General features: G+C 62.4%; 17 protein-coding genes and 1 tRNA gene. 12 read left to right on the top strand and 6 right to left on the bottom strand.

Annotated features, from left to right (window positions below; translation table 11 throughout):
- Positions 1–57 precede the first annotated feature (57 nt).
- Complete coding sequence (locus ACO06R_RS01395) at positions 58–855, top strand: glycosyltransferase family 25 protein (protein ID WP_421855117.1); 798 nt, start codon at positions 58–60, stop codon at positions 853–855.
- Here the strand turns inward: ACO06R_RS01395 and ACO06R_RS01390 are convergent.
- The 3 genes from ACO06R_RS01390 to ACO06R_RS01380 all read right to left on the bottom strand — a co-directional run bounded on the left by ACO06R_RS01390 (position 785) and on the right by ACO06R_RS01380 (position 2,308).
- Positions 785–1,609, bottom strand: coding sequence for a sulfotransferase family 2 domain-containing protein (locus ACO06R_RS01390; protein WP_421855113.1), 825 nt, complete (start codon positions 1,607–1,609; stop codon positions 785–787). The genes ACO06R_RS01395 and ACO06R_RS01390 overlap by 71 nt on opposite strands.
- A 109-nt stretch (positions 1,610–1,718) precedes the next feature.
- Positions 1,719–1,794 (bottom strand) — tRNA-Ala (locus tag ACO06R_RS01385).
- Positions 1,795–1,882: 88 nt separating this feature from the next.
- On the bottom strand, positions 1,883–2,308 hold the full coding sequence (locus ACO06R_RS01380) for a TIGR02300 family protein (protein WP_421855110.1): 426 nt from the start codon (positions 2,306–2,308) through the stop codon (positions 1,883–1,885).
- Between the two features lie 233 nt (positions 2,309–2,541).
- On the opposite strand from ACO06R_RS01380, the gene ACO06R_RS01375 reads away from it, so the two are divergent.
- From ACO06R_RS01375 to ACO06R_RS01360, 4 genes are all read left to right on the top strand, one after another.
- On the top strand, positions 2,542–3,258 hold the full coding sequence (locus ACO06R_RS01375) for a hypothetical protein (RefSeq protein WP_421855108.1): 717 nt from the start codon (positions 2,542–2,544) through the stop codon (positions 3,256–3,258).
- Between the two features lie 8 nt (positions 3,259–3,266).
- Positions 3,267–3,911 (top strand): (d)CMP kinase, encoded by a 645-nt coding sequence (gene cmk, locus ACO06R_RS01370; protein ID WP_421859152.1) that lies wholly within the window; start codon positions 3,267–3,269, stop codon positions 3,909–3,911.
- 136 nt (positions 3,912–4,047) lie between these two features.
- Entirely contained in the window at positions 4,048–5,748 is a 1,701-nt protein-coding gene (gene rpsA / locus ACO06R_RS01365) for a 30S ribosomal protein S1 (protein WP_421855105.1), read from the top strand.
- 120 nt (positions 5,749–5,868) lie between these two features.
- Positions 5,869–6,201: a DUF6665 family protein gene (locus tag ACO06R_RS01360; RefSeq protein ID WP_421855102.1), complete on the top strand. Its 333-nt coding sequence runs from the start codon at positions 5,869–5,871 to the stop codon at positions 6,199–6,201.
- Positions 6,202–6,205: 4 nt separating this feature from the next.
- Here ACO06R_RS01360 and ACO06R_RS01355 read toward each other — a convergent pair whose 3' ends face one another.
- Complete coding sequence (locus tag ACO06R_RS01355; RefSeq protein ID WP_421855099.1) at positions 6,206–6,901, bottom strand: HAD family hydrolase; 696 nt, start codon at positions 6,899–6,901, stop codon at positions 6,206–6,208.
- Entirely contained in the window at positions 6,898–7,527 is a 630-nt protein-coding gene (locus ACO06R_RS01350; protein ID WP_421859149.1) for a ribonuclease D, read from the bottom strand. Before ACO06R_RS01350 ends, ACO06R_RS01355 begins: the two co-directional genes overlap by 4 nt.
- Before the next feature lie 194 nt (positions 7,528–7,721).
- On the opposite strand from ACO06R_RS01350, the gene ACO06R_RS01345 reads away from it, so the two are divergent.
- Genes ACO06R_RS01345 through ACO06R_RS01315 form a run of 7 tightly spaced genes read left to right on the top strand, consistent with a single transcriptional unit; the run spans position 7,722 to position 20,748 of the window.
- Positions 7,722–10,142, top strand: coding sequence for a glycogen/starch/alpha-glucan phosphorylase (locus tag ACO06R_RS01345; protein WP_421855095.1), 2,421 nt, complete (start codon positions 7,722–7,724; stop codon positions 10,140–10,142).
- 52 nt (positions 10,143–10,194) lie between these two features.
- Positions 10,195–12,396, top strand: coding sequence for a 1,4-alpha-glucan branching protein GlgB (gene glgB / locus ACO06R_RS01340; protein WP_421855092.1), 2,202 nt, complete (start codon positions 10,195–10,197; stop codon positions 12,394–12,396).
- 30 nt (positions 12,397–12,426) lie between these two features.
- The gene (gene glgC, locus ACO06R_RS01335; protein ID WP_421855089.1) at positions 12,427–13,689 is read left to right on the top strand and encodes a glucose-1-phosphate adenylyltransferase; all 1,263 of its coding nucleotides are present in this window, start codon (positions 12,427–12,429) and stop codon (positions 13,687–13,689) included.
- Positions 13,686–15,119, top strand: a complete 1,434-nt coding sequence (gene glgA, locus ACO06R_RS01330; protein ID WP_421855086.1) for a glycogen synthase GlgA — start codon at positions 13,686–13,688, stop codon at positions 15,117–15,119. The genes glgC and glgA overlap by 4 nt, the downstream gene beginning before the upstream one ends.
- Positions 15,116–17,206, top strand: a complete 2,091-nt coding sequence (gene glgX, locus ACO06R_RS01325) for a glycogen debranching protein GlgX (protein WP_421855083.1) — start codon at positions 15,116–15,118, stop codon at positions 17,204–17,206. The genes glgA and glgX overlap by 4 nt, the downstream gene beginning before the upstream one ends.
- Positions 17,203–19,107 (top strand): 4-alpha-glucanotransferase, encoded by a 1,905-nt coding sequence (gene malQ, locus ACO06R_RS01320; RefSeq protein WP_421855080.1) that lies wholly within the window; start codon positions 17,203–17,205, stop codon positions 19,105–19,107. Before glgX ends, malQ begins: the two co-directional genes overlap by 4 nt.
- A gap of 9 nt (positions 19,108–19,116) precedes the next feature.
- The gene (locus ACO06R_RS01315) at positions 19,117–20,748 is read left to right on the top strand and encodes an alpha-D-glucose phosphate-specific phosphoglucomutase (RefSeq protein ID WP_421855077.1); all 1,632 of its coding nucleotides are present in this window, start codon (positions 19,117–19,119) and stop codon (positions 20,746–20,748) included.
- A 59-nt stretch (positions 20,749–20,807) separates the two neighbouring features.
- On the opposite strand, the gene bfr is transcribed toward ACO06R_RS01315, so the two are convergent.
- On the bottom strand, positions 20,808–21,293 hold the full coding sequence (bfr, locus tag ACO06R_RS01310; RefSeq protein ID WP_421855074.1) for a bacterioferritin: 486 nt from the start codon (positions 21,291–21,293) through the stop codon (positions 20,808–20,810).
- Positions 21,294–21,341 lie beyond the last annotated feature (48 nt).

The raw sequence follows: 21,341 nt of genomic DNA, 5'->3' as shown, positions 1-21,341 counted from the left end.
GCGGCATCACGCTGCGGTCGTTTTTTTGACCACGCTGCGCGCGGGGTTGCCCGCGCAATGACAATCAAGACCTATCTGATCAATATGGACCGCTCTCCCGATCGCCTCGATAGCGCGACGGAACAGCTATGCCGTATCGGTCTCGGTTTCAAACGGATCGCAGCCGTCGATGGCGCGCGGCTGACCGACCAGCATCTGTCGGACTACGATGAAGGCGGCGCGCTACACCGTTATGGACGAACCCTGGCGGCTGGGGAAATCGGCTGCTACCTCAGCCATGTCGACGCGTTGAAGCGATTTCTGGAATCCGATGCGCAGCATGCGCTGGTTCTGGAAGACGACATGCGGATCGACAACGGCTTTCTCGATCTGATCCGCCAGTTGGAGGCGCTGCTTGCCGATATCGCGGGCTGGCATGTTGTCAATCTCGGCAACCACCCAAAGAAGTACAGCACCGAGATCGATCGGTTTCGCGTGGGAGATGTCGAACACGTGCTGTGCGCGGCCCATCATTTCCCTTCTCTTACGACCGGGTTGTTCTGGTCACGGGAGGGAGCCGAAGCGTTCCTCAGAAACGGCTTGCCGGCCACCGCACCGGTCGATCAGTTCCTGCGCGACTGGTGCATCGCCTCCGGACGCGGGCTGGCGTTTCTCGACCCGCCGGTCAAGACAACGGGCGCCGAAAGCCAGATCGATTTTCTCATAAATCTGAAGAATGCACGCCGCGGGGTCCGCGAGGCGAGCTACATCCTGCGCAAGATCAGGCGCAGCGTCGCCAACAACATCATCGCGCGCCGCCAGATGCAGGCGTTTCGAACTGGAACTCGGCATAGTCTTTCGCGTAAATCCGCCTGACGCGCTGCACCTGTTCGGGCGTGGCTTCATAGCGCTTCATCGAAACGTTGAACTGCGGTTTGTCGATCCCGGCAGGTTCTGGAAGTCCCAGCACCTCTGCAAGGTCCCGCAACTCGCCTGACAGGTTGTGCACCTTGCCGATGCGGTCGTATTTCACCAGATCCGGTCTGAGATTGTAGAATTGCGGACGGAAATGGGCATCCATGAAGATCGGTTCTTCCTCGATGCATCTTTCGACATAGTCGAGGAACACGTCGAAGTTGCGCTCGGTCGCCTTGTCCGGCGAAAAACCCATGCGGGTCATCGGCTCGATATGGTGTTTGCGTTGCTTGTTCCGGTTGTCCAGGAAGAAGTTGCTGAAACCGGAAAGCGCCCGCGCCAGCGGGTCGCGAACGAATGAAAAACGATAGACGTTCGGGTCTGTCAGCGCCTTTGCGAGCGAATGAAGGTGTTCGTTGCCCTGTCGCAGCACCGGTTGAATGTGGACGTTTTTCGCCGAGAATTCGCCGGTTTCCCAATGGTGGATCGTTTGGGTGACGGCAGAGCAGGCCGCCTTCGAGTTCCGGATATACATGTATCGCCCGTCGCTTGATAGCAGCGACAGCCGCACCACCGGGATCAGTTCGTAAGGAACCGTGAAAAAGGCCAAACGGTTGCGGTGCCGGCCGCTGAACGGCGCGCGAATGATCGTCTTCAGAAGCTTGGGACGGTCCTCGGTGTGGATTTTGTCGGACTTGTTTCTAGTCAGGCGCATCTCGAGGTCTCGATTATGAATCGCCGGATCGGGCGTCGAAATCTGACGGCCCTGGGCGACTGGTTATGTGTGGTCTGCACTTGAAGAAAGAATTGCCCGGAAAGCGGGCTGGTGGAGCCAAGGGGAGTCGAACCCCTGACCTCTACAATGCCATTGTAGCGCTCTCCCAACTGAGCTATGGCCCCTTCGCGTCCGCCTTGGGATGCCAGCGTGCGGATCGCGGTTCGATACAGTCGCGCTGCGAAGATATCAAGACCCCGCAGCGCGCATTTTTCACGTTTCGTCGTCGTCGCCGCCGACATCGATGATATCGCTGACATCGTCGTTGTCGTCCTCGTCGTCATTGGCAAGGAATGTGTCGTCGTCGTCGTCATCGTCCAGGTCGACGTCCAACTCGTCATCGGTGTTGTCGCCGAGATCGGGCATGTTGGCGTCGTCCTGGCTGTTCTCGTCTTCTTCCGCGTCCTCGAGCGACACAACCTCCGGCCCGGCGGAATCGTCTTCTTCCTCGATTTCGGCCTTTTCCTTGGTCGTCTCTTCGGCCTTCTCCTCGATGGTCTCGGACTTGGTGTCATCGAAGAAGGACAAGGGGTAAGACTTGCCCGTATATGGCGAGATGATCGGATCCTTGTTGAGGTCGTAGAATTTCCGGCCCGTTTCCGGGCAGATGCGCTTTGTTCCAAGTTCAGGTTTCGCCACGGTTGCGTCCTTGTCTCACTCGTGCGCATCGCTTGAAACGCGGCAGCACGGCTCTGGAATTTCGTGAAAATCGATCCCGGTCCATAGCTGCAAAGAAATACCCTGTCAAAGCCGAATTGGCGGACCGTGATGACACCCGGTGCATGAACCGGGGCGTGCGCTTATCGGGGTGATAATGTTTCGCCGTCATGCTAGGGCGCGGTTCGAAGCAACACGGGAAATCGGCGCGATCCATGTCCGGCAAGACAACCAAGGAAACCGATGATGGCGGCAGGGCGGCGGTACAGACCGTGACCGCCGCTCTTGCCGCGGTGCCGCCCTTGCCCAGGCTTGCCGCGGTTCTGGCAGGTGTGGCCCCGGGCGAGACGCGTCTTTGCGGCGCGGCGGACCGGCCCGAAACCGCAGCCGTGCTGGACGCGATGGGCATGTTTGGCGCCCGGCACGATGTGACCGGCGCCGATATCACGGTCCGCGGTCTCGGCAACGGATGCCTTCTGCAAGCCGAAGCCCCTGTCGAGATAGCCGATGATGAAACGGCTTGCCTCATCGCCGGACTGTTATCCGCCTATGACATGCCAACCCGTATTGCGCTCGGCGCGGAACCGGACACGGCAACAATCGGTCAGGTCTTGGCGCTGGCGCGCCGCATGGGTGCGCAAGCCGAATGGGCGGACGACCACCGGTCCATCGATCTGCGCGGCGCGCGCACGGCAAATCCTGTGATCGTACAGCAGGCCGACCCACCGCCGCCGGTTGTGCGCGCGGCCTTCTTCCTGGCTGCGCTGAATGCGCCGGGTATCTGCGGCCTGAGCGGAGCATCCTCCGATATCGCGGCGCTCTTTCATGCTTTCGGCGCGGAGCTGAGCGCCGAAACCGGGCCGGACGGCGGCTGGTATCAACGCATCAGCGGGCAGCCGCCCCTCGCGGGCACGGTCCTGCAGTTTGCATAAGCGTGAGGATCGCGGAATTGCCCTACACGATCGCCATTGACGGCCCCGCAGCGTCTGGCAAGGGAACACTGGCCCGTCGCATCGCCGCGCATTACGGCCTGCGGCATCTCGATACGGGTCTGACATACCGCGCCGTTGCCCGCGAATTGCTTCAGGCCGGATTGCCGCTTGATGACGAGCGCTCCGCCATCGCGGCGGCCGAACGCTTCGCCATCGGCGATATGCGCCGCGATGTTCTCGCCGATCACACAATAGGCGAGGCGGCGTCGAAGATTGCCGTCATGCCGGGTGTCCGCAAGGTGCTTGTCGACCGGCAGCGCCGGTTTGCCGGCGAAGGGTCGGGAGCGGTGCTGGACGGACGCGACATTGGAACCGTGGTGTGCCCCGACGCGCTGGTAAAGCTCTATGTCACGGCATCGCCGGAGATCCGGGCAACAAGACGCTACCACGAGATTCTGTCGAATGGCGGCAGCGCGGACGAAGAGGTTATTCTCGCGGATATTCGCAAGCGCGACGACCGTGACATGAACCGGGACGACTCGCCCCTGAAGCCGGCAACGGATGCGCACTTGCTTGACACGTCGGAAATGACTATAGAGGCGGCGTTTCAGGGCGCGCGTGAACGAATTGACGCTGCGCTGAAGCAAAACTAGCAGCTTCCAGATCGCGGTCATCGCGCCAATAACAGGCCCCGTCAGATATCGTGGGCCGGACCGCCATTTGGGACAACGCAACACAAACCTGGCGCCTGTATCCGATGTGACAATCCCGGATACGTTTGGAGTATTAATGTCCGATATGAACCCCTCAGTGGAGGACTTCGCGTCCCTCCTCGAACAATCCTTTGAAGATCGCGACACGTCCGAAGGCTCGGTCGTAAAAGGCACGATCACGGCAATCGAAAAAGACATGGCGATTGTCGACGTCGGCCTGAAGGTCGAAGGCCGCATCGCGCTCAAGGAATTCGGTGCTCAGGCCAAGGACGGCGAACTGACCGTTGGCGACACCGTCGAAGTCTATGTCGAGCGCGTCGAAAACGCGTTGGGCGAGGCGGTCCTTTCGCGCGAGAAAGCGCGCCGCGAGGAAAGCTGGGTCAAGCTGGAAGCCAAGTTCGAGGCCGGCGAGCGCGTCGAAGGTGTCATCTTCAACCAGGTCAAGGGCGGTTTCACCGTCGATCTGGATGGCGCCGTTGCCTTCCTGCCGCGCAGCCAGGTCGACATCCGTCCGGTTCGCGATGTCACGCCGCTGATGCACAACCCGCAGCCCTTCGAGATCCTGAAGATGGACAAGCGCCGCGGCAACATTGTCGTTTCGCGCCGTACCGTGCTTGAAGAGAGCCGCGCCGAGCAGCGTTCGGAAATCGTCCAGAACCTGGAAGAAGGTCAGACCGTCGACGGTGTGGTCAAGAACATCACCGACTACGGTGCGTTCGTCGACCTCGGCGGTATCGACGGCCTGCTGCACGTCACCGACATGGCGTGGCGGCGTGTCAATCATCCCTCCGAGATCCTGTCCATCGGCCAGACCGTCAAGGTGCAGATCATCCGCATCAACCAGGAAACGCACCGCATCTCGCTCGGCATGAAGCAGCTTCAGGCCGACCCGTGGGATGGCATCGGCACCAACTACCCGGTCGGCAAGAAGATCGGCGGTACCGTCACCAACATCACCGACTACGGCGCGTTCGTGGAAATCGAGCCAGGCATCGAAGGCCTGATCCACGTCTCCGAGATGTCCTGGACGAAAAAGAACGTCCATCCGGGCAAGATCCTTTCGACCTCGCAGGAAGTCGAAGTGGTGGTTCTCGAGGTTGATCCGCAGAAGCGCCGCATCTCGCTTGGCCTCAAGCAGACGCTGGAAAACCCGTGGGAAGCCTTCGCGCAGGCCCATCCGTCGGGAACCGTTGTCGAGGGCGAAGTCAAGAACAAGACCGAGTTCGGTCTGTTCATCGGCCTCGATGGCGATGTCGACGGCATGGTTCACCTGTCGGATCTCGACTGGAACCAGCCCGGCGAACAGGCCATCGAGAACTACAACAAGGGCGATGTGGTGAAAGCCGCTGTGCTTGATGTGGATGTCGACAAGGAGCGCATCTCGCTCGGCATCAAGCAGCTTGGCCGCGATGCCATCGGCGAGGCGGCAGCCTCCGGCGATCTGCGCAAGGGCGCTGTCGTGACGGCCGAGGTCACCGCCGTGACCGATGGCGGTCTGGAAGTGAAGCTCGTCGATCACGATGCCGACTCGTTCATCCGCCGCTCCGACCTGTCGCGCGACCGCGACGAGCAGCGTCCGGAGCGCTTCGCGGTTGGCCAGAAGGTCGATGCCCGCGTGACCGCCTTCGACAAGAAGACGCGCAAGATCTCGATCTCCATCAAGGCGCTTGAAATCGCCGAGGAGAAGGAAGCCGTCGCGCAGTTCGGTTCGACCGACGCCGGCGCTTCGCTGGGCGACATTCTCGGCGCGGCGCTCAAGAACCGCGACGAAAAGTAATCGGTCTGCAAAGGATCGTCATGGGGCCGGGTCGCAAGACCCGGCCTTTTTGTTTGCGCGGCTTGACGGGCTGCGGCTTCAGCGGCAGCGTTGTTTGTGGGAGAAACCGACAGGATATCCATGCGCCCGCCACGTTCGCTTGCCCGCCCGGGTTCCATTGCAGCACGGTATGATGCGTTCTCCTATGAGATCTTGGCCGAGACGGCCTCGGCGCTGGGACGCATCGGGCGGCAGCTCGAGGAAGCGTTGGAAGCCTTGCGGCGGCACGATGCGACGCCCGGCTCCAACCGCGACCGCGACGAGCTTGTCCAGGACGCAGCCGAAAAAGCCTGGGTGTTGTTCATTCAGCGCGATCATCTCGGCATGAAGACCGATCACCATCTGTTATCGACCTACAAGATACCCCGCGAGGTCATGCTGCGCGTCGGCGTGTTCGGAAAGAAACGCGGTTAGCCGTTCAGCCGGCCGGGTACTCGTTGTTCAGCCAATCGGTGAGGTCCCGGTGGCTGGCAAGGATCATGTCCGCGCCGGCATCGACCAGCATGTCGTCATGCCGCTCGCCACAATGGCTGCCGCCGGTAAACCCGATCACGAAGAAGCCGGCCGCCTTGCCGCCGCGCACGCCGTTGGCGCTGTCTTCGACGACGATGCACGTCTCGCCTTCGCGGCCCATCGCCTTCGCGGCGTGCAAAAACAGATCCGGTGCGGGCTTGCCGTGCTCGACCATGTCGCCGGAATAGATGCCGTTGCCGAAGAACCGGGCAAATCCGACCTGGTTCAGCTTCCTGTGCAGAAAGAACAGGCGCGTGCTCGAGGCCACGCAGCGTTCCAACTCGAGTTTCTCCAGCATCTCAGGCGCGCCCTCGACGGGCTTCAGGCCATCCAGCACAAGTTGCCGGGATTGAGATTTCATCTCTTCGAACTGGGCGTCGGACAGTGGTTGTCCGGTTTCGCGCAGGACAAGTTCGCCATAGCGCCTGCGCCATTCGTCTTGCGCCAGTGCCATGAAGTTCAGGACGTACCAGTCGCGGTCCACGACAACACCGAGCTGGCCCAGAAACTCGATCTCGACCTTGATGTAGATCGCCTCGCTGTCGACCAGAACGCCGTCGAAATCGAAGATCAGCAGCGGTTTTGTCTTGGCGCGGGTCAACTGTGCGAGAAGATGTCTTCTTCGGGCCAGCCGGCAAGGTCGAGCGCGGCGCGCGTCGGCAGGAAACGGAAGCAATCCGCCGCCAGTTCCGTGCGCCCCTCTCGCTCGAGCCGGAAGGTCAGCGCGTCCATCAGCGCATGCAGATGCAGAACATCGGATGCGGCATATTCGAGCTGCGCCTCGCTGAGCGTTTCGGCGGCCCAGTCGGAGGATTGTTGCTGCTTCGACAATTCGATGCCGAGCAATTCGCGCGTGACGTCCTTCAATCCGTGGCGGTCGGTATAGGTGCGGGTCAGCCGCGAGGCGATCTTGGTGCAGAAAACCGGCGCGGTTGTTACCCCGAACGCCTTGTTGAGCACGGCGATGTCAAAGCGTCCGAAATGGAAGATCTTGGTGCGCGAATTGTCGGTTAAAAGCGCAGCCAAATTGGGCGCTGAAGACTGGCCGGCGGCGATCTGTACCACATCGGCGCTGCCGTCGCCCGGCGAGAGTTGCACGACGCAAAGCCGGTCGCGATGCGGGTTGAGGCCGAGCGTTTCGGTGTCAATGGCGATGCGGTCTCCGTAGAGCGCCAGCGCGTCGGCGCTAAGGTCGCCCTTGTGCAGTCGAATCGCGTTGCCCGCCATGTTCTTTCCCTCGTTCTCGCTTGCGGTCTTGTAGGTGCGCCATGCGGCCAAGGCAAGCATGCGATCGGCGCCGGTGCGGCATCTCGGCAACGCCCATCAACCAAATTCACTGAGCGCATCATCGCTGTTGCGGAAGGCTGCGCCATACGCAATAGAATCGTTTGAAATCGCTATCGGGCTCCAGTGGAACGATCATGATCAGCAACGACAACGCACGGCCGGGCGGCGGGCATGCCATGGACAGCGCAGGGCTGCGCGACGACATGCTGCGTCATTTGCGGTATTCGTTCGGAAAGGACCCCGACCATGCCCATGTCTACGACTGGCGCATGGCGTTGTCGCGGGCGCTGCGCGACCGCATCGTCGATCCGTGGTTCGATGCTACCCGCTCCACCTATGCGGGTCAGCACAAGCGCGTCTACTATCTGTCGATGGAGTTCCTGATCGGCCGGCTGCTGCAGGACGCGGTCACCAATATGGGTCTGCTCGACAGCGCGCGCGCGGCTTTCGAGGATATCGGCGTGCCGTTCGAGGAGGTGCTGGAGAATGAGCCGGACGCCGCGCTCGGCAATGGCGGGCTTGGTCGTCTGGCCGCATGTTTCCTCGATTCGATGTCGACGCTGGCATGCCCGGGATACGGCTACGGCATCCGCTACGAGCACGGCCTGTTCAAGCAGAGCTTTGTCGACGGCCGCCAGGTCGAAGAGCCGGAAGACTGGCTGAACCAGGAACATGCCTGGGAGTTCGAGCGGCCGGAGGTGGCGTTCGAGATCGGCTTCGGCGGCGAGGTGCACGAGGATGGCAGCCGCGCCACCTGGACCTCCGCCGAGCGGGTTCTTGCGTCGGCCTACGACATGCCGGTGATCGGCTGGAAGGGACGCTGGGCCAACACGCTGCGGCTGTGGGCCGCCAAACCGGTGACCTTGTTCGACCTCGAGAGCTTCAACCGGGGCGACTATGTCGCCGCCGCCGAACCTGAAGCCTTCGCCCGCACCATTTCCAGGGTGCTTTATCCGGACGATACCACCGACCAGGGCAAGCGCCTGCGGCTCAAGCAGGAGTTCTTCTTCACCGCTGCGTCGCTGCATGACATCATGCGGCGCTTCCGCAGCGAATATGACGATCTGCGGCTGCTGCCCAAAAAGGTGGCGATCCAGCTGAACGACACACACCCGGCAATCGCCGGCCCGGAACTGGTTCGCTTGCTGCATGACGAGAGCGGCCTCGAATTCGAGGACGCAGTCGAGATCGCCCGTGCCTGCCTGTCCTATACAAACCATACGCTGATGCCCGAGGCGCTGGAGCGATGGCCCGTCGAGATGATGGCTTCACTCCTGCCTCGCCACATGCAGCTGATCGACCGCATCGACCGAATGCACGCCAGGTCCTACCCTTCGCGCGCAGTCGGGATCGTTGACCACAGCGCGGTCAATATGGGTGAGCTTTCGTTCATCATGGCGCACAAGGTGAATGGCGTTTCCGCGCTTCACACCGACCTGATGAAGGACACGGTTTTTGCCGAACTCAACAACCTCCACCCGGAGCGCATCGTCAACGAGACCAACGGCGTGACGCCGCGCCGATGGGTGTTTTCCGCCAATCCCGGGCTGAGCCGGCTCATCGACGAGACAATCGGCAATGGCTGGGTCGGCGATCTGGAGAAGCTGGAGGCATTGGTTCCGCTTGCCGACGACGCCGGCTTCCGCGATGCCTTTGCCTCAGCCAAGCGGCAGAACAAGGAGCGTCTCGCCGATTATGTGAGCCGCAGCGAAGGCGTGGATCTCGATACGGCGGCGATGTTCGACATCCAGATCAAGCGCATCCACGAATACAAGCGCCAGCATCTCAACATCCTCGAGACGATCGCCCACTGGCATGCGATCAAGGCCGATCCGGACGCCGGCTGGACGCCGCGCGTCAAGATCTTCGCCGGCAAGGCGGCACCGGCCTATGTCTTCGCAAAGAAGATTATCCACCTGATCAACGATGTCGCCAGCACTATCAACGCGGACCCGGTGACCAGCCGTTTCCTGAAGGTGGTCTACCTGCCGAACTACAATGTCTCGCTTGCCGAGCGGCTGATTCCGGCGGCCGACCTGTCGGAACAGATTTCGACGGCTGGCAAGGAGGCGTCCGGCACCGGCAACATGAAATTCGCGCTCAATGGCGCGCTGACCATCGGCACGCTCGATGGCGCGAATGTCGAGATCCGCGAACGTGTCGGCGCCGAGAACTTCTTCCTCTTCGGCATGACGGCCGCCGAGGTCGTGGCGCGCCGGACGATCCCCCAGCATGCGCGCAAGGCGATCGACGAGTGCCCCGAACTGGCGCGAGCGCTTGCCGATGTCGGCGACGGTGTCTTCTCGCCCGATGATCCGCACCGCTATGCCGATATCGTCGACAATCTGCGCGGCCCCGACTACTTTCTCGTCTGCTCGGATTTTGCCGACTACTACAAGACGCAGCGCAAGGTGGACGCCGCCTTCGCGGAGCGGGACGACTGGATGCGCATGGCCATCCTCAACACGGCGCGTTGCGGCTGGTTCTCGTCGGATCGGACGATCCGCGGCTACATGCGCGATGTCTGGGATGTGCAGTCGGTGCAGCACGTCTGATCCGGTAAATCTATTAAGTTGATATTCCGCCCGGTGACGATACGCTTGGCGCATGGTCGAACCCGCCGACATCAGGCCCAGCATCCCCGCGCCCGATGACGCGTTGCGCATCGCCGACGGAACGCATGACGACCCTTTCGCGATCCTGGGGCCGCATATGCGGGGCAAGGACATCCGCGTTGTGGCATTCGATCCGGCGGCTGAAGAGCTGTCCGCCGTGACCGCGAGCGGCGCGTTCAAGCTTTTCCCGATAAAGAACGCGCCCGGTGTGTTTTCCGGCATCGTCGACAACACGGTCTACCGCCTTGCAGGACGTGCAGAGGGGCGCAGTTGGGAGTACGACGATCCATACCGGTTCGGCCCGGTTATCGGCGAGATTGACGAGTACCTTCTAAGCGAGGGAACGCATCGTCGGCTTTGGACCGCGCTTGGCGCGCACGTCATCGAACATGAAGGCACGCGCGGCACGCATTTCGCGGTTTGGGCGCCGAATGCGCGCCGTGTATCGGTGGTGGGCGATTTCAACGCTTGGGACGGCCGCCGCCATGTCATGCGCCGGCGCGGCGTGACCGGGGTCTGGGAGATGTTCATACCTGGTGTCGGTGACGGCGCGAATTACAAGTACGAGATTTGCGGGCCGGGCGGGGACCTCTTGCCCCTCAAATCCGATCCCGTCGGCTTTGGGGCCCAGCACGCGCCGCAGACTGCTTCCATTGTCCGCGACATTTCCGGCTATGGCTGGCGCGATGAAGGCTGGATGGATGAGCGTGGCGGCCGCAACGGACGCACCGCGCCGATCTCCATCTACGAGGTTCATCTCGGTTCGTGGAAACGGCGCCACGAGGAAGACGGCCGCATGCTGTCTTACCGCGAGGCGGCGGTCGAGCTTGTCGACTATGTCAACGAGATGGGTTTCACCCACATCGAGTTCCTGCCGCTGAGCGAGCACCCGTTCGACGGCTCATGGGGTTACCAGCCGATCGGGCTTTACGCGCCGACGATCCGGCATGGTCCGCCGCACGAGTTTCGCGATCTGGTCGATGCCGCCCACATGCGGGGAATCGGCGTGATACTGGATTGGGTGCCAGGCCATTTTCCCGCGGACGCCCACGGGCTCGGCAAGTTCGACGGAACGCCGCTCTACGAACACGCCGATCCGCGCGAGGGATACCATCCCGACTGGAACACGCTGATCTACAATTTCGGCCGCTCGGAAGTGGCCAACTTCCTGGTCTCGAACGCGCTCTTCTGGCTCGAAGAATACCATGTCGACGGTCTCAGGGTCGACGCGGTCGCGTCGATGCTCTACCGCGATTACTCGCGCAAGGAAGGCGAGTGGGTGCCGAATGTCCACGGCGGCCGCGAAAACCTGGAGGCGATCGCCCTTCTGCAGCGCATGAACACGACCGTCTATGGCGAGGTCGGCGGCATCATGACCGTTGCCGAGGAAAGCACCAGCTTTCCGGGCGTGTCACGTCCGGCCGATGCCGGCGGCCTCGGGTTCGGCTTCAAGTGGAACATGGGCTGGATGAACGACACGCTCGATTACATCCGGCATGATCCCGTGCATCGCAAACACCATCATCACCAGATGACATTCGGGCTTCATTACGCGTTTTCGGAGAATTTCATCCTTCCCATCAGCCATGACGAGGTCGTGCATGGCAAGGGCTCGATGATCGCGCGCATGCCGGGCAGTGAGTGGGAGAAATTCGCAAACCTGCGGGCTTATTACGGCTTCATGTGGGGACATCCGGGCAAAAAGCTTCTTTTCATGGGCTGTGAGTTCGGCCAATCCTCGGAATGGCGCCAGTCAGGAGAACTCGACTGGGTGGAAGCGTCAGGTCCGCTGCAGTCTGGCATTCGCCGTCTTGTGCGCGATCTCAACACGCTCTACCGGGCGACGCCCGCACTGCATTTCAGGGATTGCGAGCCCGACGGCTTTCGCTGGATCGAGGCCAATGACGCTGAGAACTCGATCTATGCCTGGCTCCGCACGGGCGGACCCGACGATCCGACCGTCGCCGTGATCTGCAATTTCACCCCCGTGGAACGTCGCGGCTGGCGTTGCGGGCTGCCCTTCGAAGGAACGTGGGACGAGGCGCTGAATACAGATGCGGCGGTCTATGGCGGTGGCGACCGCGGCAATATGGGCGGTGTGCAGGCGACCGGCGTTCAGGCGCAGGGCCAACCCGCTTCAGCGCCTGTAACCTTACCGCCATTGTCGACAATTATGCTCGTTCATCGGAAATAGGATGATTCGCGCCCGGCGCAGGGAGGTAGCATGAACACGTCAGTATCGAGGCTTTCCAATCGGAGCATGGCGTTCGTGCTTGCCGGCGGCCGCGGCAGCCGGCTCATGGAACTGACCGACAAGCGCGCCAAGCCGGCGGTCTATTTCGGCGGCAAAACCCGCATCGTCGATTTCGCGCTTTCGAACGCCCTGAACTCGGGCATCCGAAAGATGGCGGTGGCGACACAGTACAAGGCTCACTCGCTGATCCGTCATTGCCAGCGTGGCTGGAACTTCTTTCGCGCCGAACGCAACGAATATCTCGATATTCTTCCCGCTTCGCAGCGCGTTTCGGAGAACAAGTGGTATCTCGGAACCGCCGACGCCGTGACACAGAACATCGACATCGTCGACAGCTACGACGTCGATTACGTCCTCATCCTGGCCGGCGACCATGTCTACAAGATGGACTATGAGCTGATGCTCATCCAGCATGTCAGTTCGGGCGCCGACGTGACGGTCGGCTGTCTGACCGTGCCACGCGAGGAGGCGACCGCGTTCGGTGTCATGGCGGTCGACGAGAACAGCCGGATAACCGAGTTTCTCGAAAAACCGGCCGATCCGCCCGGCATGCCGGGCGACCCGGACATGGCGTTGGCGTCGATGGGGATCTACGTCTTCTCCTGGCCATTCCTGCGCGAACTGCTAACCGAAGACGCCGAAGATCCCAACTCACGGCATGATTTCGGGGGCGATCTCATTCCCCACATCGTCAAGAACGGCAAGGCGGTCGCGCACAAATTCTCCGACAGTTGCGTGCGCCACTCTTCGGACGCAGAGGCCTATTGGCGCGATGTCGGAACGGTCGACGCCTTCTGGAAGGCCAATATCGATCTGACCGATTTCACACCGGATCTCGATCTCTGGGATCGCCAGTGGCCGATCTGGACCTATTCGGAGAGCGTACCGCCGGCCAAGTTCGTACACGACGAGGAAAATCGGCGCGGCAACGCGGTATCAAGCCTCGTCTCCGGCGGCTGTATCATCTCCGGTACCGAAGTGCGCGAGTCGCTGCTGTTCACCGGCGTCCACGCCAATTCCTTCTCGACGCTGGAACGCGCCGTCGTGCTTCCCTACGCCGTCATCGAGCGGTCGGCGCGCCTGCGCAACGTGGTGATCGATCGCGGAGCTCGCATTCCAGCCGGGCTTGTTGTCGGCGAGGACCCGGAGGCCGATGCCCGCTGGTTTCGGGTAACCGCCAATGGCGTGACGCTGATCACCCAGGACATGCTCGACCGGAGAGCCGCCGGATGAGGAAGGCCCTGTCGGTCGCGTCCGAATGCGCGCCGCTGATCAAGACAGGCGGGCTTGCGGATGTGGCAGGAGCATTGCCGGCGGCGATGAAGGCCGAAGGCTGGCAGCTAAGAACGCTTCTGCCCGGCTATCCCGCCGTGATGGCGGCCGTCAAACGCGGTCACGTGGTCTGGGAGGAACCCGACCTGATGGGCGGGCCGGCGCGCGTCGTCGCGGGCAAGGCTTCCAAACTCGACATCCTCGCCCTCGATGCGCCGCATCTCTTCGATAGGAAAGGCGCGATCTATCTTGGACCCGATGGGCGTGACTGGCCCGACAACCCGGAGCGTTTCGCCGCGCTGTCATGGATTGCGGCGAGGCTCGCCATCGATGGGGTCGAGAACTGGAAACCCGAGGTCGTGCATCTGCATGACTGGCAGGCCGGCCTTGTTCCGGTCTATCTGCGCGACATGGCCGGCAACGATGCCCCCGGTACGCTGTTGACCATTCACAATATCGCATTTCACGGACATGCGCCCGCCGAGCGGCTGACCTCTCTGCGTCTGCCGGCTTCCGGCTTTCATCCGGGTGGCTTCGAGTATTACGGCCGTATCAACGCGCTCAAGGCCGGCCTGGTCTATGCGGACAAGCTTTCGACGGTAAGCCCGACCTATGCCGAGCAGTTGCTGCTGCCCGAATTCGGCATGGGACTGGACGGCGTGCTGCGCAGCCGCCGCGCCGATCTCACCGGGATTTTGAATGGTATCGACACAACGGTCTGGAACCCGGCCGAGGATCCGCTCGTCACCGCATACAAGTCGCCGAAGCGAAAGACTGCCAACAAGGCGGCGCTGCAGCTGGAGTTTGAGTTGCCGGGCAGTAAAGGACCGCTCGCGGTGGTCGTGTCGCGCCTGACCGAACAAAAGGGCCTCGATCTGCTGCTGGAAGCGCTTCCTGCCTTCTTGCGGCGTGGCGGGCAACTGGCGCTGCTGGGCGCTGGCGATGACGTGCTGGAACGTGCCTGGCTGGCAGCTGCCGCCGAATACGACAGCGTCGGGGTGCGGATCGGCTACGACGAGGCCCTGTCGCACCGCCTGATCGCCGGTGGCGACGCGATCGTCGTGCCGTCGCGTTTCGAGCCTTGCGGCCTGACCCAGCTTTATGGCCTGCGCTATGGCACGATACCGGTTGTTGCACTGACAGGCGGTTTGGCCGACACCGTCATCTCCGCCAACGATGCGGGCCTCAAGGCCGGCGTTGCGACCGGATTGCAATTCCACCCGGTCACGGCTAGCGCGCTGACCGGCGCACTGCTGCGGTTGTGCGATCTTTACGAAGACACGCAGGTCTGGCAACGCATGCAGCGCAAGGCCATGCGCCATCCCGTGGACTGGGCCTCGTCAGCGCCGCGCTATGCCGCGCTGTACGAGGCGCTCGGAAATGCCGAATGAACCACCGCTTTGAGATACAGGCGGGGCGCGCCGCCCCGCTCGGCGCGACATTCGACGGAGACGGGGTCAACTTCGCCGTCTTCTCGCAGCATGCCGAGCGCATGACGCTTTGCCTGTTTTCCGACGACGGCAGGCAAGAGATCGCCCAGATCGACTTTCCGGAGCGCGACGGCGATGTCTGGCACGGTTACATTCCCCGGCTCGCCGCCGGCCAGCTCTACGGCTATCGCGCGCACGGTCCCTACCGGCCTGAGGAGGGGCATCGTTTCAACGCCAACAAGCTGCTTGTCGATCCCTACGCCAAGCGCCTGACCGGCCATCCGGTATGGTCGGGCAAGCTGACCGGCTACAATCAACGCGCCAGGAATGCCGATCTCAGCTTCGACACAGCAGACAGCGCACCGGACATGCCGAAATCGGTGGTTGTCGACCCGGCCTTCTCCTGGGGCGGTGATCGGCCGCCCGATACGCCCATTTCCGACACGGTGATCTATGAAGCGCATGTGAAGGGCATGACGGCGCTGCATCCGTCGGCCAGCCCGCGCGGGACGTTTCTGGGATTGTCGTCGGATCCGATGCTCGATTACCTGGTCAAGCTGGGCGTTACCGCCGTCGAATTGCTGCCGTCGCAAGCCTTCGTGAACGACAAATTTCTGGTTGAGAAAGGGCTGACCAACTACTGGGGCTACCAGACGCTTGGCTTTTTCGCGCCGGAGCCGCGCTATCTGCATCACGGTGACATCGCCGAGTTCCAGACGATGGTGGCCCGGTTTCACGCCGCCGGTATCGAGGTGTTGATGGATGTCGTCTACAACCACACCTGCGAAGGCAACCAGCTCGGTCCGACGCTGTGTTTTCGCGGGCTCGACAACCGCAGCTACTACCGGCTTCAGGCCGACCAGCGCTTCTATGTCAACGACACCGGGACCGGCAACACGCTGAATGTCGACCATCCGATGGTGCTGCGCATGGTCATGGATTCGCTGCGCTACTGGGTCGAGACCATGCATGTCGACGGTTTCCGCTTCGACCTGTGCTCGACACTGGGGCGCACCGATGCCGGTTTCGACCGCGGCGCGGCGTTTTTCGACGCTGTCCGTCAGGACCCGGTGCTGGCCAAGGTCAAGCTTATCGCCGAGCCGTGGGATATCGGTCCCGGCGGCTATCAGCTCGGCGCGTTTCCGCCGCCGTTCCTGGAGTGGAACGACCGCTTTCGCGACGGCGTAAGGCGATTTTGGCGACGCGATCCCGGAATGGTGCCGGACTTGGCCGACCGCCTGACCGGTTCGGCGATCCAGTTCGATCACTCCGGCCGCCCCGCCAATGCGTCGGTCAACCTGATCACCGCGCATGACGGGTTCACGCTGCGCGACATCGTTTCCTACAACCACAAGCACAACGAGGCGAATGGCGAAGGCAACGCCGACGGTCACAGCGAAAACTTCTCCGACAATATGGGTGCCGAGGGTGACACCGACGATCCGGTGATCCTGTCGGCGCGCGCGCGGCGTCGCCGAAACCTGATGGCAACGCTGCTCTTGTCGCAGGGAACGCCGATGCTGCTTGCCGGCGACGAGGTCGGGCACACACAGAAGGGCAACAACAACGCCTATTGCCAGGACAACGAGATCGGCTGGATCGACTGGCGCGACGTCGACAGCGATTTCCTGGACTTCGTGCGTGAGCTGATCGCCTTCCGCAAGGCGCATCCGATCCTGCGGCAAAAGCTGTTCCTGCACAGCCGCGAACGCGCCATCGACGGCATCGAGGATCTGTTCTGGCGCCGCGCCGATGGCACGCCGATGACCGACCAGGACTGGACGAATTCCGAAAACCGCCTGCTGTGCGTGGAGATGCGAACCGCCTCGGGTACGCCTCCCTACGCCGCTCTCGAATATGCGATCTTCGTTGTCTTTAACGCCGGATCAGAAGTCGAAGTCGCAATCCCGGAGACGCCGCCGGGCGAGGAATGGAGCATCCATATCGATACGTCGAGGCTGCAGGCGCGGCGCAGGCGTCTGAAGACCGGGCGCATTCTTGTAGCCGGGGAATCGGTCTGTGCCTTGGTGTTGGAGAAATCTGCGTGACGGAAGCGCTCGACGTGCTGTGTCGTGAAGCCGGGGTAACATGGCAATACAGGGATGGCGCAGGACGTCCGCAGGAAGCGCCGCCCGAAAGCCGAATCGCCGTTCTCGCCGCTATGGGTTTGCCGGCACAAACCGAGGAACAGGCGGCAGAGACGCTGGCTGCGCTATCGGCAAGGAAAGACGGGCGTATTGTCGCGCCTTGGCTGGTGGTCGATGCTGCAGAGCCGGTCCGGATTCCGCTTGGACGCGATGAGCCGGTCGAGTGGCGCCTTGCGCTGGAAGACGGGGAAACGCGGCAGGGCGAAGCCTGTGGCCAGCTCGATGCCGGTCTGCTCGAGGCCGGCCGACATGTGCTGGAGGTTGGCGGTCAAGCAACCGTGCTGCTGTCCGCGCCGCGACAATTGCCGCTGCCGGCGCGTGGCTGGGGGGTGACCCTGCCGCTCTATGGTCTTCGCCCGGAAGGCGGCGGCGAGATCGGCACCTATGGCGATCTGGAGCGCGCCGGGACGGCGCTGGCCGCGCATGGTGCGTCTTTCGTCGGCATCAATCCGGTTCATGCCGGCTTCCCGCATGACCCAAGCAACTATAGCCCCTACGCTCCGTCGAGCCGCCGGCGGTTGAATACGAATCTGATCGAAACCGGGGCCGAGCCGAAATCCGCGGACGGCGGACTGATCGATTATAATGCGGCACTGCGGTCGAAGACCGCTGCGTTGAAAGCGCTCTACGCGGCAATCCCTGGCGATCCGGCGTTCCAGGCATTCGTGGACGCTGACGGCCGCAAGCTGCGCGAGTTTGCGGTACATCAGGCGCTCTCGGAGACCTTCGGGCCGTACTGGACAGACTGGCCACGCGAATTCCAGTCGCCGCAGGCGAGCGCGGTCGGCGAGTTCGCAAACGCCAATCCGGAGCTTGTCCGCTACCACATGTGGCTGCAATGGCGCGCCGAAGCGCAGCTGTCGCGGGCGCAACTTGCTGCGAGAGATGCCGGAATGCGGCACGGCTTGTATCTCGATCTCGCGGTCGGAACCCATCCTGCGGGCGCCGAGACATGGGCCGATGCGGAGATGTTCGCGAGCGGTATCTCGCTCGGCGCGCCGCCGGACGCCTTCTCGGCAGAAGGGCAGGTCTGGGGCGTGTCGCCCTTTTGTCCGCGTGCCCTTGTCGACAACGCATTCGATGTGCTTGCCGAGACGCTGCGCGAACAGTTCAAGTTCTCCGGCATGCTGCGGATCGACCACATTCTGGGCTTCGAACGGGCTTTCTGGTGTCCGGAGGATCTGCCGGGCGTCTATGTCGCGATGCCGAAAGCGGCGATGCTTGCCGTGTTGCGGATCGAAGCGAGCCGGGCAGGCGCTTTTGTTGTTGGCGAGGACCTTGGCAATATCCCCGACGAATTGCGCAGCGACTTGGCGGCCAGCGGCATTCTGGGCTGTCGGGTCGCGATGTTCGAGCGCGATTGGGATGGCGACCGCGGGTTCAAGCCCGGCGACCGATACGACTCCAATGTTCTGTCGTCCTTCGCCTCGCACGACCTGCCAACCTGGCGTGGTTGGCGCAGCGGGCTGGATATTGCCTGGCGCAACCGTATTGGCGACCTTGACGAGGCGGCCGCAAGGGAAGAGCGCGAGCGCCGGCGTTGGGACGTGCACAGTTTCGATGCTGCCTCCGGCGGCGACGGCTCGGTGGAACGGATGCATGCATTTCTTGCGGGCGTGCCGTCTTGCCTTGTGGCGCTGCAGGTGGAGGATGTACTCGGTGTCGGGGAGCAGGCGAACCTGCCGGGAACCCAGTTCGAACACCCCAACTGGCGGCGGCGTCTGCCAGTCTCGGCGAGCGGGCTCGCAACCGACGAACGCTTCAGAACCACAGCCGGAATCATGGCCGAGAGTTCCCGTTAGGAGGCATTTATGCAGAAACTGACGATCGCCACGCAACCCATCGACGGCCAGAAACCGGGCACCTCCGGCCTGCGCAAGAAGACCCATGTCTTCATGGGCCCGCATTACCTGGAGAATTTCATCCAGTCGATTTGGGAAGGCATCGGCGGTGTTGCCGGCAAGACGCTCGTTCTGGGCGGCGATGGTCGCTACTTCAACGACCGCGCGGCCCAAGTGATCCTGCGGATGGCGTCGGCGAGCGGCGCCAGCAAGGTGATCGTCGGCAGGAACGCGTTGCTGTCCACGCCGGCCGTCTCCAACCTGATCCGCCAGCGCGCCACCGATGGCGGCATCGTGCTCTCGGCAAGCCACAATCCCGGCGGACCGGAGGAGGATTTCGGCGTCAAGTTCAATATTCCGAATGGCGGGCCGGCGCCGGAGGACATCACCAACCGGATCCATGCGGCGTCCACGACGGTTTCCTCCTACGAGATTATCGAGTCGCAGGATATCGACCTGTCGCATGTCGGCGACCATTCGCTCGGCGACATGCGGATCGAGATTGTCGACCCGGTTGCCGACTATGCCGAAATGATGCGCCGGCTGTTTGATTTTCATGCCATCCGCGAATTGTTCGAAAGCGGTTTTCGCATCCGGTTTGATGCCATGCATGCGGTCACGGGACCGTATGCGAAAGCCATTCTTGAGAACGAACTCGGCGCGCCTGAAGGCAGCGTCGTCAATGCCGAGCCGTCACCGGATTTCAATGGCGGCCATCCGGACCCGAACCCGATCTGGGCGCGCGACCTGATGGACGTGATGTTCGCTGACGATGCGCCCGATTTCGGCGCGGCATCGGACGGCGATGGCGACCGCAACATGATTGTCGGCCGTGGCCTCTATATCACGCCGTCTGACAGCCTTGCCGTTCTGGCCGCCAATGCCCATCTGGCACCGGGCTATAGCCAGGGGCTGCACGGCGTGGCGCGTTCCATGCCGACGAGCCGTGCCGTCGATCGTGTGGCCGCAGCCCGCAACCTCGATTGTTACGAGACGCCGACGGGCTGGAAGTTTTTTGGCAATCTCCTGGACGCTGGCCGCGTCACGCTGTGTGGCGAGGAAAGCGCCGGGACGGGTTCTGATCATGTCCGCGAGAAGGATGGCCTGTGGGCGGTGTTGTTGTGGCTCAACATACTTGCCGTTCGCCGCCAGTCGGTCGCCGACATCATGGCCGAACACTGGGCGGAATTCGGCCGCAACTACTATTCGCGCTTCGATTATGAGGGCGTCGATGCCGAGCGGGCGAACGCGCTGATCGACCGCCTGCGTGGATCGCTTGCCGGTTTGCCCGGACAAACTTTCGCCGGACTGCAGGTCGAGACCGCCGACGAATTTGCCTATGACGATCCGGTCGACGGATCGCGCTCGGAGGGGCAGGGTATCCGTGTCGCGTTTGTGGGCGGCGCGCGTATCGTGTTTCGCCTGTCCGGTACAGGCACGGTGGGCGCCACGCTGCGGGTCTATCTGGAAGACATCGAAACCGGTCCGGGCCGCATGCACCGCGATACGCAGGACGCGCTCGCAAATGTCGCGCAGGCGGCCGAAGAGATCGCGCAGATCCGGGAATTCACCGGCAGGGACGAGCCCGACGTACGGACCTAGGTGCGACCCCGGTACCGCCCCTGCCTGTTGACGCCGACAGTTGCCGCGATTGGCGGCGATCAGTCGCTTTCGTTGGCGCTTGCGGCGTTCAGCAGGCCGTATTTCTCTTCGCCGATGCGTTCCATCAGTTCGAGCTGCGTTTCGAGGAAGTCGATATGGCCTTCCTCGTCGGCGATCAGCTCCTCGAATATGCCCATCGAGACATAATCGCCCTTTTCGCGGCAGATTTCGCGCGATTTCGTGTAGGAATCCCAGGCATCCTTCTCGCCGGCGAGGTCGGCTTCCAGGACTTCCTTCACGGTCGTTCCGATCCGCAGCGGCGCGACGCTCTGCAGGTTCGGATGCCCTTCGAGAAAGATGATGCGCTCGATCAGCTTGTCGGCGTGTTGCATCTCCTCGATGCTTTCTTCGCGTTCTTTCTTCGCGAGCTTCGTGAAACCCCAGTCCTCAAGCAGCCGGTAATGGACCCAGTACTGGTTGACCGCGCCCAGTTCGAGGAACACAGCCTCGTTCAGTCTCTCAATGACGGTTTCATTGCCCTTCATGGCGTTCCCCTTGTTGGTTCGTTATTGATGCGCCTGAACTGAAGCCTG

Source organism: Oricola sp. (assembly GCF_965230365.1).
GTDB lineage: Bacteria > Pseudomonadota > Alphaproteobacteria > Rhizobiales > Rhizobiaceae > Oricola.
Note: the sequence above shows the minus strand (reverse complement) of the source record. Positions and strands in the feature narration are given on the sequence as shown.